Source organism: Bacillus sp. DNRA2 (assembly GCF_012843265.1).
Classification (GTDB): Bacteria; Bacillota; Bacilli; order Bacillales; family Cytobacillaceae; genus Bacillus_BU.
In genome coordinates this window covers 77507-91045 of record NZ_JABAIT010000008.1, presented here as the reverse complement: position 1 = coordinate 91045, position 13539 = coordinate 77507, and the positions used below count along the sequence as shown (strand labels likewise).

The window sequence follows — 13539 nt, the reverse complement described above, 5'->3', positions numbered from 1 at the left end:
ATGTACCCTTTGTAAAGGACAATTTAAAAAAGCCTAGGCTGCTTTTAGAAGATGATCTCTGTATTGAACAGGGGTCATCTTTTTTAAATTCCATTGATACCTGTAGTTATTGTAATAAATCATATATTGCTTAATTTCATGTTTTAGTTCCTCTAGTGTTGTACATGGTTTAATACAGGCTTCGTCCTTAAAATGCCCAAAGAAAGATTCTTGAGGAGCATTATCCCAACAGTTTCCTCGTCTGGACATGGATTGATGTAATCCAAGTTTCTTTACTAATTTCTGAAAGTCAGGGTGTGTATAGTGGGTACCTTGATCAGAGTGTATTAAAGTGTCTTCTACCTTTCTAAAGTTCCGATTTTTCTTTAGCTTTAGGAGGGTATCTGTGGCTAAATCCATAGTAATACGTTCTGACACTTGATAGGCCAAGATTTCATTGGTTGAAGCATCTTTAATTGTCGACAAATAGGCTTTCTGACCCTTTCCATAAAATAAATATGTAATATCGGTTAGGAGAACCTTTCCAGGGATTCCTTGCTTAAATTGTCGGTTCAATAGGTTTGGTACAACCCGGTGTTCTTGAGTGGCTTTCATCATTCGTCTATATGGATTTGCCTCTCTGATTGGGCATTTGATTCCATACTTCTTCATGATTCGTCCTATACGCTTCAAATTATAGACAACACCAAATTGACCCGCCAAAGTCATTTTTGATTTGACGTGCCCCTTTTTTCCGTCGTTTGAAATTGAATGCCTTTAAGATAATCTCCTTTACTACTTCATCCTTTTCATCTTTAAGCTCTCTTTGTTTTTGGGACTTCTCTGAAAAGTAATTGTAATAACCACTCCTTGAAACACCGGCAACTTCGCAAAGATAGCTCACCATATTTTCTAATTGATATTTCTCTATAACTGAGTGAATAAGGATAAATTTCTGACTTGGGGGAAGTATTATTTCCTCATCCCCCTTTCTGCAAAACGAATCTTTTTTAAGAGTTCATTTTACGCCTTTAGCAGGTTAATTTGTGCTTCTAAGCGAGCATTTTTCTCCTCTAGAGAAAGCTCTCTTTCCACTGGGCGACCGGAATTATCAGATCTCGTGTCACGTAAACCGTTGATTCCTCTCTCTTTGTAAGTATCATTCCATCTTCTACTCGCTGATTGAATCCGCTGTTTCCCCAGAATATCTACATCAAAACCATGTTCTTCAAATATGCCTCTGGCAAACTTGCCTTTCTCTTTTTCTGCAATAAAAATATGTTTAAATTCATCAGTATAAGTAACTCCTTTTTTACTTACTGATTTAACGTAAGGATTAATTGATAGCTGCTTGATCTCTTTGTCTGTGAATATCTTTTTACTCATAATTTCCCCGTCTCCGTGTTGATTCTCTAGTTGTATTTCTAAATTATACAAAAAAATACCCTATAGGTAGACTTTTTTTACGTGTCTACTCTATAGGGTACATTTTATTTCTTGTATGCCGCTTTTTTCATATTGATTACTTCGCAACTAATGGGTTGTAAAGCTCTAATTGCTTTGTTGCTGTTGCTTGAGATTGCTTTAATTGATCAAGGAATCCTTCAACCGCTTTTAATACTTCTTCGCGATTTTTTTGTTGTTGGTCAATAACATTTTTGAAAGTTTCTTCTAATTGCGAAAGCGTTCTTTCAGCAACTTCTAAAGAGTTTTTACCAGGAGTGAACGCTAATGTTTGCGCTTTATGTCCAAGTTCTTCGACGCGATCTGTCCAATCAAGCGTATTTTGGAAGCCGAAATCAAGCTGTGCTTTGCTTAAAACATCTTGAAGGTTAGTAATCCACTCAGTAGTTAAGCGTTTTGAATCTTCTTCCATCTTTGTTAATTGATCTCCAGTTGAACGAATCCATTCTTTTTGGCTTTCGAAAGCCTGAATCGATTTTTCTTCCACTTCATTTTGAATCGTATGGAATGTTCGGTAGCTGTTAAACCAGCCATCCCAAAATACATCCATTACATTAATTAACTTATTTTCTTCTTTTTTTGCTGCCATAAAAATACCTCCCCTTATTCGTCACCTGATAAAGTAAACTTGCCCTATTTTATTCCTATTCATCATTTGAAAAAAATAGTTCAAGTTTTTTGCTACCCATATGTGTAATTTACACCTATTTGTTTTTACTGTCAACGGTTACTTATTATGCATAATCAGACAAAATTTCACTTAAATTGGCTAGAGTTTACCAGATTTTGTCGGATTTTAGCCTTTTTCAGCGTAATTTAACGGTTTTTTTTCCGACCATATATTAACAAAATAGTTTATTGTAATAGATATAGTTTTTTAAATTTTCCAAAAAGCTTGAAAAATCAAAAGGGGTTGAAAATTGGTGACACAAAATAAGTTTTTGGATCCATTCGCCATTTGGAAAGGCTTATATGATCAAACTGAGTCCAAAGTAAACGAAGTTCTACATGAAACAATGCAAAAAGAAGCATTTTCTGAATGGATGGGTCAAGTTCAAAATGGATATTTACAATACCAACAATTCGTTCAAAATTCGACTGAAGGCTATTTAAAGCAAGTTAATGTACCAACTCGTGAAGAAATTTCCAGCATTGCTTCTCTTATTATTAATTTAGAAGAAAAGGTTGAAGACCTTGACCAAAAAATTGAAGAGGAATTGTTAACAAACAGTGCCGCTTCTGAGATTAATAAGCTTAAGTCTAGCATTGCTAAGCTTGATAAGAAGATTGACACGTTATTAAAGGCTATTCAAGTAACTGATGAGCCAGTTCGCACTTCTACTCCAGTAGAAAATAAGTAAGTTTTTTAAAAAATAATTATTATATGAAAAGGAGCAATTAACATGGCAATCGTAGATAAAGAGCAAGTACAAGTATTAGATAATACATACGGGCTAAAGGATAAAGTAGTAGTTGTTACAGGTAGCTCTAAAGGTATTGGTGCAACAATTGCAAAAGAATTCGCAAAAAAAGGTGCTAAAGTTGTTGTAAACTACAACGCAAGCTCTACAGCCGCTGAAAACGTAGTCGACGAAATTACGCAATTTGGTGGTAGTGCGATTGCTTGTAAAGCAAACGTTTCGAACATTGAAGAAGCGAAATCTTTAATCGAACAAACAATTAACGAATTCGGACGCATTGATATCTTAATTAACAATGCAGGTATCACTCGCGACCGCACATTCCGTAAGCTTAGCGAAGCTGATTGGAATGAAGTTATCAATGTAAATCTTAACAGCATTTACCACACTACTTCTGCAGTAATTAATACAATGTTAGAGCAAAAATTCGGTCGTATTATCAATATTAGCTCTATCGTTGGTCAAGCGGGTGCTTTTGGTCAAACGAACTATGCAGCTGCAAAAGCTGGAATGATCGGTTTCACAAAATCACTTGCATTGGAAACAGCTAAAAATGGAATTACTGTAAACTCAATTTGCCCAGGTTATATCTTAACTGAAATGACTGCAGAAATTCCTGAAAATGTTATGGAAAAAATCGTAAACAGCATCCCAATGAAGCGTATGGGTACAACTACTGAAATTGCCGATGCTTGCATTTTCTTAGCAAACAGCGAATATATCACTGGTCAATGCATCAACGTAAACGGTGGAGCTTACATGTAATTTTAAACCGGTTACTAATCGGTTTTGATACTTGTCTACTACAAGTTTTAATTACAAAGTTAATGTTTAGTAAACTGATAAGTATTCCCTGTTCTGAGTCTTTAATCAAAAATATTAATCAGAAAACGAATGGTTATAAGGAGGAGAATCATGGTTTTTTCAACAACGAAAGAAGTGGAATCATGGCTTAACATGATGCCTGAAGAAACACAAAAAAGCTATCGTCGCTTTAAGCGTGTTTCAGATGTATTAACAAGAGAACCAGAGCCACAAGTAGGTCAAACTCCAAAAGAAGTTATTTGGACTAAAAATAAAGCAAAATTATATCGTTACCAACCAACTTTAACTAAAACTAAAAAGGTTCCCCTATTGATTATTTATGCCTTAATCAATAAGCCTTATATTGTTGATTTAACACCTGGTAGTAGCTTAATTGAATACTTAACTAATCAAGGTCATGATGTATATTTACTTGATTGGGGTACTCCAGGCTATGAAGATCGCAATTTGAAATTTGATGACTATGTACTTGAGTACATCCCGCGCGCTGTGCAGAAGGTCCTACGTAAATCTGGGGCAGATGAAATCAGCATTCTTGGCTATTGTATGGGTGGTACCTTGACATCTATTTTCGCTGCACTTCATTCTGATTGGCCAATTCGCAACTTAGTCTTCTTAACAAGTCCTTTTGATTTTGAAGATACAGGTTTGTTCTCAAACTGGCTTGATGAGCGTTATTTCAACCTTGATAAAGTTGTTGATACATTCGGAATCGTTCCTGGTGAAATGATTGACCTTGGTAATAAGCTATTAAAACCATTGGTAAATTACGTTGGTCCATATGTTAGTTTAGCAGAACGATATGAAAACGAAGAATTCATCAAAAGCTGGAGCTTAATGCAAAAATGGGTTGCTGATGGCGTACCTTTCCCTGGCGAAGCATTCAGACAATGGATTGGTGAATTCTATCAAAACAATAAGCTGATTAACGACGAATTATTTATTCGTGGTCGCCAAGTTAAATTGAGCGATATCAAAGCGAATGTCTTAAATATTGCAGCACAACGCGATCATATCGCAGCACCTAACCAAGTTGAACCATTAATAGAGAAAATTTCTAGCACTGATAAAACTTTTGAAGTGATGCCAACAGGTCACGTATCTGTTATTGTTGGTGGAACTGCAGTAAGAAAGACCTATCCTTTGATTGACCAATGGTTGAGCGAGCGCTCAAACTAGGTTATTCAAAAACCCCTTCTTTTGTGAAGGGGTTTTTTGTGGGTAATATAGTTACAGGTTAATCTGATTTATTTTTTTACACTATTTTTTTCGACGAAATTATGCGTTTCATCCTCTAAGGACCAGCCCGTCTTTAAACCTAAAATAAACCAACCAAGTGCTAAAATACCGGAAGCAAAGATAATGTCACCAAACATGCGAAGCCAAGTTAACCGCAAAATGATATTCTGTTGGAGGAAATCGGCAGATCTTGCATACCACATTCCATGCTCAACGCTTGCCCACGTCTGTAAAAGACCAATTGGTAATAAGCTAATCAGTACCATCAAGGCTAATCCTATATTGATACTCCAAAAGGCAAAAGCTAAAACTTTTGTTTTCCACTTCCGCATTCCGGTTAAGCCTTTTAGACAAAACAGCATGAGGCCAATACCGAGTACTCCATAAACCCCGAAAAGAGCTGTATGTCCGTGAACTGGCGTCGTATTTAACCCTTGCATATAATATAGTGCAATCGGTGGATTAATTAAGAAGCCAAAGATCCCTGCTCCAACTAAGTTCCAGAAGGCCACTGCAACAAAGCAGTATATCGGCCATTTATAAGCTTGGGTCCATTCCTTTGCGCGACTCATGGTTAGATTTTCATAAGCTTCAAATCCAATTAAGACCAGCGGAACCACTTCTAGTCCACTGAAAACTGCACCGAAGGCTAATACACCAATGGGCGTTCCACTAAAATAAAGATGATGGAACGTCCCAATAATACCACCGAACAAAAAGATAGTTGTGGAGAAGAGCACGGTCGCAGTCGCAGTCGTTGTTCTTAATAAGCCCATTCGTGTAAACAGGAAGGCAATAATAACCGTCGCGAAAACTTCGAAAAATCCTTCAACCCAAAGATGAACCACCCACCAGCGCCAGTATTCAGCAATCGCAATATGAGTATGTTGACCCCACAATAGCCCAGGAATATAAAATAGTGGAATTGCAGTCGCGGCTAGTAAGAACATTGTCAACAAGTGGCGATCTTCTTTGTTTTTCTTTAAAGCAGGAATCAGTGCTCTTCCCATCAAGAATAACCATAAAAATAAGCCTACAGTTAAGAAAATTTGCCAGAAGCGTCCCAAATCTACGTATTCATAGCCCTGGTGCCCGAACCAGAAGTTTTGTACATTCGAGAACCGCTGATCAACAGCCAGCCATTGACCAGCCATTGAACCTACGACAATAATTAGTAAACAAATAAATAAGAAATTTACTAAAGCTCGTTGAAATTTCGGCTCATAGCCTGATACAGCTGGAGCCATGAACAAACCTGTGGCTAGCCAAGCGGTTGCTATCCAAAGAATACCAAGCTGTGTATGCCATGTTCTTGCAACTGAATAAGGAAGCCAATCTTGCAGCGGAATACCAAAGAACCCTGAACCTTCTACCGCATAATGAGCATCAATTGCACCAAGTGCGACCTGGAGAACAATCAACGCTGCTACCACCCAAAAATATTTAAGCGTGGCTTTCATTGACGGAGTTGGATTTAGCGCCAACAAAGGATCCTTTTCCGGGAACACCTCATCTATATGTGACTCCTTATGACGCTGTGCAGCAAAATACCAGGCAAGCGCACCAACTCCTGCTAATAATAAGACAAAGCTAACGACTGACCATACGACCATCTCTCCAGATGGATGATTATCGATTAACTCTTCATTCGGCCAGTTGTTTGTATAGGTAACATCGTCATTTGGTCGATTTGTTGCTGTTGCCCAAGTACTCCAGAAAAAGAATGCGTTCATGTTTGCCATTCGTTCTTCATCTTTTATTGTATTTTCAGGAATAGCATAATCGGCCCGTAGCTCTTCAAACTCAGGATCATTCATAAAGAGTCCGCGATAATAGTCACTTAAATAGTCAAGCGCAGCAACCCGGTCATTGGAAATGACCAATTCCTTTGTCTTAGGGTTATAATTATTAGTTCGAATTTCATCCTTTAGTCTTGCTTTAAGCATCGCTTTTTGTTCATTGTCCAATTTGTCGTAATCTGTTTTAAAATCTTGGTGAGACCAGTTATCTAAAATATAGGTTAACTCGCGATGAAGCCAATCGGCGTTCCAATCAGGCGCAAGGTAGGCACCATGACCCCAGATACTTCCCAGTTCCTGACCGCCCATTGATTGCCATACATTTTGACCATTTTTAATATCCTCACCTGTAAAGAGCACTTCGCCATTCTCCGAGACTATCTTATCCGGTATAGGGGGCATAGATTGATAAATCCGGCCACCAAAATAACCTAGAACAATAAAAGAGATAACGACGACTAGAGCTAAGCTAATCCAAAGCCTTCTATAGTTTCCCATGTTTTACCTCCAATAAATTTAATAAAGTTAGCATTCCACAGTATTCCAATTTAATGTAAGAATTTAATAATGTTTTGGTAGTTTTTCCTGTTTTGGAAATTAGATGTATATATAGAAAAAGAAGCCTCGGTTAATTCCGAAGCTTCTAATACAAATGATTTAATGCTGTTTATTAGGCAATTGTCTTTCCGGATGACCCTTTCCTTGTGTTCGTTTATTTTTTTCTTGCTTTGCTTGATTATCTGCAAGCTTTTTCACAAATTGACTTGTATCCAAATTGCTTTCCCTCCTTCATAGAACAGCCTAATGTTACTGTTACCTAAGAGCAGGAAAATCATGCGCAATCCAGAACGAAATTATACCTCACGACGCATAGCGCTTAGTACATCAATTTGTGTAGCGCGTTTTGCTGGTCTTAAACCAGAAACAATCGTTACTAGATAGCAAATCACAAAACAGATAACTGGCAAGGACCATGGGATATGGCTAAACATGAATCCTTCAGGAATACTTTCCTTGAAAAATTGTTTTATGACAAGTGGGAGCGCGAAATTAACGCCAAAACTAATAGCATAGGAAACAACGGTTCCAATTAATGCTCCAATCAAGCCAATATAACTACTTTCCAATAGAAAAATATTTTTGATTGTTTTTGGGTTCGCTCCGATTGCTTTCATAATCCCGATATCGGGAGCGCGCTCTGTTACTGCCATGGTCATCGTGTTATAGATGCCTATCGATGCAATTAAAATTGCAATCGTTCCGATGAAAATCAATCCAATTTTAATAATATTAAACACCATATTGATTTGTTTTAGTTCATCAACCACTGAATACGTAGCATATTTTTCCTCTTTAAGTTTGTCAGTAATTCCTTTTATAGCTTCCATATTGGTCGCATAAATTTTTACTTGGTCGTATCCTCCGTCAGTTACACCTGACTGTGTTGTTTCATTATAATAGCTGTCTTTTATCATCCCTCTTGAGGTACCAGTAAATGCTTCAATCTCTTTTAGAATTTCATCTGAAATAAAAACATTTTTATCGAAGACCCATTCCTTTGTTGGCTTCTTTGTGATGCCGACAACTGTCACTTCAAAAGTTTTCGACACTTCCTGGTTATTTTCAAATTGTTTCACAGTCAACTGAACTTTCTTACCAATCATGTCTTTTTTGTACTTATATTGCTCCTTAATCTGCCCTTTTTCATCGTATAGATCATTTTGATCTACAGTTTTTTGAGCAAGTTCCTCGACAAAATGGTATCCAACTACCACTTCATCCTTGCTTTTAGGAAGCCTTCCTTTAGATAACTCAAACCCAGCCTTTACTTCAGATGGGACATGGGTGACAATTGTTTCTGCTGTTGTTTGATAATTGTCTATTTCATAGCTGGCTGCTTGCATGAGCTGCTTTCGACGCGTAACCGCTTTTACCTTTTTGATTTTTTCAAAAGCATGAACATCCTTATCCGTTAACTGTTGAAATTCGCCCTTGTTGATTTCTTTACCATATACGTCAATCGCAGTTACAATTCTTTGTTCCATTAAATCTTTTATGAGCGATTTCTGCAAACCAAATCCAACTGATGCGAGAACAATTAAGAAGGCGCAACCCATTGCAGTGGCTAAAATCGTCATAAACACCCTTGTCTTATTTTTCTTCATATTTTGTCGGACAAACCGGAATTGATCCTTTAGTTTCATCAGGCAAATGCTCCTTCCAATATTTGTCCATCCCTTAGTTCGATGATGCGATCTCCGGTTTCAGCAACCTTGTCATCATGGGTAATAATCAGAAACGTTATTCCAAGCTCGTGATTTAATCGTTTAATAAACATTAATAAATCCGCTTCTGTTTCACTGTCTAAACTTCCTGTTGGTTCATCTGCAAGTATTACCGGTGGATTTACAATCAAAGCTCTGGCGATGCTGACCCGCTGCTGTTGTCCTCCTGATAACTCCCCAGGGTAATGGTCTCTGTAATCGAGAAGACCTACTCTTGAAAGCATTTCTTCTGTTTGTTTTTTCCTAGCAACTTCACTAACACCCTTTAGGATAAGTGGTAGTTCAACATTTTCAAAGGCTGTCATGCTCGGAATCAGCTGAAAACTCTGGAAAATAAATCCGATATTCTGAATTCGAAAATCTGCGAATTTTGCTTCATTTAATTCAGAAACCTTCACACCACTAATGATAATGTCACCTTGCTTTGGTCGGATGAATCCGCTAATCAGGTTTAACAGGGTCGATTTCCCAGAACCACTTCGTCCTACAATCGTAACGATTTCCCCTTTGTTTATTGTAAAAGAAATATCTTTTAGTACTGGTATAATCGATTGACGTCCCTTTTTGCCAATCACAAAATCATGGCTTAGATTTTGAACAGTAATCATGTTTTTCTCCTCTCAATATTTTGCATTTTTTCTAAATATTTACATCCGATTAGTCAAAAAGGCCGAAAAGTAATGATCATTTAAGCTATATATTTTTCTGCCATACGCGCAATGAGCTTTTTTCGAGCACGATATAATCTATTTTTGACGGTGGTTGGCTTTAGCTGTAAAAAAGTCGCAATTTCTTGTTCCTTTAAGCCATGATTTATTTTTAATTCCAATACTTCCTTGTACTCCTTGGATAAGTCGGCCATTGAATCGTTGAGCTCCTGTTCGAAAAAATGCTGGCTAACTTCATCCTCAGTCTGATTTTGACAATTCGACTCATATAATACAGATTCAATTAATGTATGATCAGATACGAGGTAGTTCTTTCTCTGTTTAGAACGGAGAAAATCGATCGCGGTCCTGGCTGAAATGGCATTCAACCAGGCAGCGACTTTCGAAACATCATCGATTGTTTCCATTTTTTTATACGCCTTTAAAAATGTTTCTTGGACAATGTCCTCAGCTAAATGATGATCGTGGACGATTTTGAATGCAGTAAAATATAAGCGTTTGGAGTACATGGAATACAACTGATTAAAATCGAGTGCTATTTCCATGCTGATAAATCTCCCTTAGTTAAAATGTTTTTTCACAAAGTCAGGTGCATGGGCTTCATCAAAAAAGAATACTTCCGCCGGTCCCCCGTTGTAATAAACAGCAGCAGCATATTTTTGCTTTGCCATCGTTCCGGCCTGATGTAAGCACTGCTCGATTTGTTCGTCTTTCGTAACTGTTAACGGATTATGGCTGTTCTCGATGTCACTAATAAGTTCATTTATATCTAAAAAGTCTGTGGTATTTATTTTTGCTACCGTTATTTTATCAACATCCTTTGCGGTGACAGTAGCAATCTCAAATAATCCCTGATTCGTTAACCACTTTTTAAAATGCTGATAATTTGGTTTATAATTTAGGTAAACGGACTGTTGCTTGTTAATAAACAGTTCAATTCCCTGACTGCGACTATCATAATAAAATTGGTCCTGATACGTTTCCTCGAGAATATCCGCTTTCAACGCTGCAATTGCTTCGTTAATCTCAGTTGGGTTTGACACAATTGTATTTTTCTTTGTAGCAAGCGGAGACGAAATGGTGATGCTACTTACTTTATTTATGTTTATATGGAATATTTGATTGGTTCCCTGCTTGAATTCTGCACTTTCATATATTTTGCTGTAAGAATCTTCATAAACGTCTCGATTCACACGATATTGTCTAGTGAGTTTACTTCCATCTTTTAGTGTATACATAAACAACGCTGTTTCATATTTTCCATCCTTCAACTTTTCGTTCATGTCCTTATCGGCAATGATTTGTTTATGCAACTTAATGATTTCTTTTTTGTTTTGTTCACTAACTAAAGGAGTTGGGACAAAATATTCACCATATATATCTGGATTTTCAGATAAAACATAAGGCTGGTCAGTCAATATCACATTCTCGACTTCTGCTAGCGCAGGCAATTTTTTTTCATAAAAACCTAGCGATTGAACCGCAGTAAATATAACAGTAACAGCTAGTCCGTATATTACAAACCCTTTAATACTGCCAAGTACACGCCAAGTTTTTTGCAGAACCATCTCGGCGATAAAATAACCTATAGCCGCCCCAAGTATATAGCCAAAAATAACCCAGCCTCTACCGGAATTTTCAATTTCGTAAAAATAAGCACCTCCGAATAGCATCATACAAAAAGTAACGCCATATTTAAAAACGGATCGAAGCTTTGAAAATGCGACTGCTTCTTGAGCTGCCTCCACTTTTCTGATTTGATAAAAATACAGAGAGAGCCAGTATAAAATTATTGCCAGAGCACTAAATCCAAACACGTAACCCCACTGTAACGGACGATTTTGAAGCATTAACGCATAAGTAAGCGGTGAATACTTTTCCAAATCACGACTTAATAAAAAATCTCCAGGAAATCCATAAAGTGTTATCCTCAGGTTATAAAATACTAACAGGGTAATACCGACTGGAAATGCCATAAAAATATATGATAATACAGCCTGAACCGCTGAGATCCCTGTCATCATCGCCACAAACACGCCACAAATCATCAACACTAAATTAAATAATATGGTAACCCCAGCCCAATACAAAATATCTTTACCATCAAAAAACAGGCCAAGGTCTAACATACTATGAATAATGAACATGATAATCGTAATGAACACGACTGGAAGAATTAAGAGCACTCCACCAGTAAGACAATAATGATGATAGATTTTAGCTCTTTTTATCGGTAGGCTGTGCATTAAATCAGCTGCTTGCTTTACGTGTAAAAAACGAAACAAGAATACCGACATTAATACGGGAACAGCGATTAACAAGGTCATTTGGATTTCATAATCAAAATAAAACAGATTTTCAACTTTAACTGGACCTAGCTGATCATTCGAATACGTCATCATGACCCGAATGGGTAACGCAATAAACAATCCAATGAAATAAACGATGGAGACCCAGCCAACACTGCGAATGATTTGCAAAAATAGCTCTTTATTAAATGATGACATTTTTGATTGCATAGCCGATATCCCCCATTTCATAAATAAAGATTTCTTCAAGTGTCAACGGCAATATGTCAAAAATGACAGGGTTGGTTTTTTCAAATTCCAATTCAATTGACCCAGCACTGCCCCTGACAATATAAAGTTGTACACTTCCTCTTGTTTCTGAATGGAGAATATCAAACTTCGTTTTCAACTGCTCAGGAACACTTCCGCCTTTATAGGCTACCTGGATTTTATGGACATCGGCTTTTAATTCATCTATTTCCTTTTCTAACAGCAATTTTCCTTTATGAAGTACTCCGATATGGTCACAAAGATCCTCAATCTCACGAAGATTATGAGACGAGATTAATATTGTCATTTCCCGTTCTGCTACATCCTGAATTAATATATTTTTTACTTTTTTTCGGACAACCGGATCAAGTCCATCCATTGGTTCATCAAGAATCATAATCTCAGGCTTAGCTGAAAGTGCCAGTATAAATGCAATTTGCCGTTGCCATCCCTTTGAAAAGCTTTGGATTTTTTTATGAATATTTAGCTCAAATGATTTTGTTAGCTTCTCGAACCGTTCTTCACTCCAAGATGGATACATATTTTGATAGAAACGGGCCATTTGCTTCGTATTATATTGCGATAAAAACTGCGGTTGATCTGGTATAAAAAACAACTTTTGTTTTAAATTGATATTTTCGAACACTGAATGGCCAGCGATTGTCACTGCGCCAAGATCTGTTTGATATATTCCCGCAATCATTTTGATCAGTGTTGTTTTCCCAGCCCCATTTGAGCCTATCAATCCATAGATAGAGCCTTTTGATATTGATAAATTAACATGATTGACTGCTTGTGAGCGGTCGAAGGCTTTACATACCTGCTTTAGTTCAATCAATATGGTCGCCTCCCTTTTTCGCATTGTCTAACTTCAAAATGAGCTGGACTAATTCTTCTACCGGGACACCAAGATAGAGAGCCTCAAGGATCAGCTTTTCCAATTCTTTTTTCACCTCTGCGATTTTCTCGTGATTCTTTGTTTCATTGCTTGGGTTCACAAAACTTCCTTTCCCTTTGACAGAGTAAATAAAGCCTTGGACCTCGAGCTCCCGATATGCCTTTTGAATCGTGTTTGGATTTATTGTTAGCTGTGTTGCTAATTGCCTTACTGACGGCAGTTGTTCATCTGGCTTAAGGACCTCATTCATAATCAATTCTTTCAATTTATCTACCAGTTGTTCATAAATGGGTTTCCGGCTTCTTAAATCAAGCTCAAACATAAAACCCCCCAATTCTGATGCTACATAGCATCAATTAATATTAAATAAATGTATTGAAGCGCATTAAATAAAATGTATGTG

14 protein-coding genes are annotated in these 13539 nt (G+C 37.1%); 3 read left to right on the top strand and 11 right to left on the bottom strand.

Annotated features, from left to right (window positions below; translation table 11 throughout):
• Nucleotides 1-33 precede the first annotated feature (33 nt).
• The 3 genes from HHO41_RS22620 to HHO41_RS09105 form a co-directional block, all read right to left on the bottom strand.
• A complete protein-coding gene (locus tag HHO41_RS22620; RefSeq protein WP_348981252.1) occupies nt 34-747 on the bottom strand; it encodes an IS3 family transposase in 714 nt (237 codons plus the stop codon).
• A gap of 255 nt (nt 748-1002) precedes the next feature.
• A complete protein-coding gene (locus HHO41_RS22615; RefSeq protein ID WP_282434276.1) occupies nt 1003-1365 on the bottom strand; it encodes an HTH domain-containing protein in 363 nt (120 codons plus the stop codon).
• A 136-nt stretch (nt 1366-1501) separates the two neighbouring features.
• The gene (locus HHO41_RS09105; RefSeq protein WP_169097696.1) at nt 1502-2032 is read right to left on the bottom strand and encodes a hypothetical protein; all 531 of its coding nucleotides are present in this window, start codon (nt 2030-2032) and stop codon (nt 1502-1504) included.
• Nucleotides 2033-2366: 334 nt separating this feature from the next.
• Between HHO41_RS09105 and HHO41_RS09100 the strand changes: the two genes are divergently transcribed.
• The 3 genes from HHO41_RS09100 (at nt 2367) to phaC (ending at nt 4868) form a co-directional block, all read left to right on the top strand.
• Nucleotides 2367-2804: a poly(R)-hydroxyalkanoic acid synthase subunit PhaE gene (locus HHO41_RS09100; RefSeq protein WP_169097694.1), complete on the top strand. Its 438-nt coding sequence runs from the start codon at nt 2367-2369 to the stop codon at nt 2802-2804.
• A gap of 42 nt (nt 2805-2846) precedes the next feature.
• Nucleotides 2847-3629: a 3-oxoacyl-[acyl-carrier-protein] reductase gene (fabG, locus tag HHO41_RS09095; protein WP_169097692.1), complete on the top strand. Its 783-nt coding sequence runs from the start codon at nt 2847-2849 to the stop codon at nt 3627-3629.
• A 150-nt stretch (nt 3630-3779) separates the two neighbouring features.
• The gene (gene phaC, locus HHO41_RS09090; protein ID WP_169097690.1) at nt 3780-4868 is read left to right on the top strand and encodes a class III poly(R)-hydroxyalkanoic acid synthase subunit PhaC; all 1089 of its coding nucleotides are present in this window, start codon (nt 3780-3782) and stop codon (nt 4866-4868) included.
• A 68-nt stretch (nt 4869-4936) separates the two neighbouring features.
• Here phaC and HHO41_RS09085 read toward each other — a convergent pair whose 3' ends face one another.
• From HHO41_RS09085 to HHO41_RS09050, 8 genes are all read right to left on the bottom strand, one after another.
• The gene (locus HHO41_RS09085; RefSeq protein ID WP_169097688.1) at nt 4937-7225 is read right to left on the bottom strand and encodes a nitric-oxide reductase large subunit; all 2289 of its coding nucleotides are present in this window, start codon (nt 7223-7225) and stop codon (nt 4937-4939) included.
• 159 nt (nt 7226-7384) lie between these two features.
• Nucleotides 7385-7501: a DUF4023 domain-containing protein gene (locus HHO41_RS09080; RefSeq protein ID WP_169097686.1), complete on the bottom strand. Its 117-nt coding sequence runs from the start codon at nt 7499-7501 to the stop codon at nt 7385-7387.
• A gap of 80 nt (nt 7502-7581) precedes the next feature.
• Nucleotides 7582-8931: an ABC transporter permease gene (locus HHO41_RS09075; protein ID WP_169097684.1), complete on the bottom strand. Its 1350-nt coding sequence runs from the start codon at nt 8929-8931 to the stop codon at nt 7582-7584.
• Nucleotides 8931-9620, bottom strand: a complete 690-nt coding sequence (locus HHO41_RS09070; RefSeq protein WP_169097682.1) for an ABC transporter ATP-binding protein — start codon at nt 9618-9620, stop codon at nt 8931-8933. Before HHO41_RS09070 ends, HHO41_RS09075 begins: the two co-directional genes overlap by 1 nt.
• An 80-nt stretch (nt 9621-9700) precedes the next feature.
• Nucleotides 9701-10225: an RNA polymerase sigma factor gene (locus HHO41_RS09065; RefSeq protein WP_169097680.1), complete on the bottom strand. Its 525-nt coding sequence runs from the start codon at nt 10223-10225 to the stop codon at nt 9701-9703.
• Between the two features lie 15 nt (nt 10226-10240).
• Nucleotides 10241-12199, bottom strand: coding sequence for a DUF6449 domain-containing protein (locus HHO41_RS09060; RefSeq protein ID WP_169097678.1), 1959 nt, complete (start codon nt 12197-12199; stop codon nt 10241-10243).
• The gene (locus HHO41_RS09055; protein ID WP_169097676.1) at nt 12174-13076 is read right to left on the bottom strand and encodes an ABC transporter ATP-binding protein; all 903 of its coding nucleotides are present in this window, start codon (nt 13074-13076) and stop codon (nt 12174-12176) included. Before HHO41_RS09055 ends, HHO41_RS09060 begins: the two co-directional genes overlap by 26 nt.
• On the bottom strand, nt 13069-13458 hold the full coding sequence (locus HHO41_RS09050; RefSeq protein ID WP_169097674.1) for a GntR family transcriptional regulator: 390 nt from the start codon (nt 13456-13458) through the stop codon (nt 13069-13071). Before HHO41_RS09050 ends, HHO41_RS09055 begins: the two co-directional genes overlap by 8 nt.
• Nucleotides 13459-13539: the final 81 nt, after the last annotated feature.

What these genes read in the sequence shown, in the direction of transcription:
- HHO41_RS22615 (WP_282434276.1), bottom strand. Translation starts at nt 1,365, where the DNA reads ATGAGTAAAAAGATATTCACAGACAAAGAGATCAAGCAGCTATCAATT.
- HHO41_RS09105 (WP_169097696.1), bottom strand. Translation starts at nt 2,032, where the DNA reads ATGGCAGCAAAAAAAGAAGAAAATAAGTTAATTAATGTAATGGATGTA.
- fabG (WP_169097692.1), top strand. Translation starts at nt 2,847, where the DNA reads ATGGCAATCGTAGATAAAGAGCAAGTACAAGTATTAGATAATACATAC.
- phaC (WP_169097690.1), top strand. Translation starts at nt 3,780, where the DNA reads ATGGTTTTTTCAACAACGAAAGAAGTGGAATCATGGCTTAACATGATG.
- HHO41_RS09085 (WP_169097688.1), bottom strand. Translation starts at nt 7,225, where the DNA reads ATGGGAAACTATAGAAGGCTTTGGATTAGCTTAGCTCTAGTCGTCGTT.
- HHO41_RS09075 (WP_169097684.1), bottom strand. Translation starts at nt 8,931, where the DNA reads ATGAAACTAAAGGATCAATTCCGGTTTGTCCGACAAAATATGAAGAAA.
- HHO41_RS09070 (WP_169097682.1), bottom strand. Translation starts at nt 9,620, where the DNA reads ATGATTACTGTTCAAAATCTAAGCCATGATTTTGTGATTGGCAAAAAG.
- HHO41_RS09065 (WP_169097680.1), bottom strand. Translation starts at nt 10,225, where the DNA reads ATGGAAATAGCACTCGATTTTAATCAGTTGTATTCCATGTACTCCAAA.
- HHO41_RS09060 (WP_169097678.1), bottom strand. Translation starts at nt 12,199, where the DNA reads ATGCAATCAAAAATGTCATCATTTAATAAAGAGCTATTTTTGCAAATC.
- HHO41_RS09050 (WP_169097674.1), bottom strand. Translation starts at nt 13,458, where the DNA reads ATGTTTGAGCTTGATTTAAGAAGCCGGAAACCCATTTATGAACAACTG.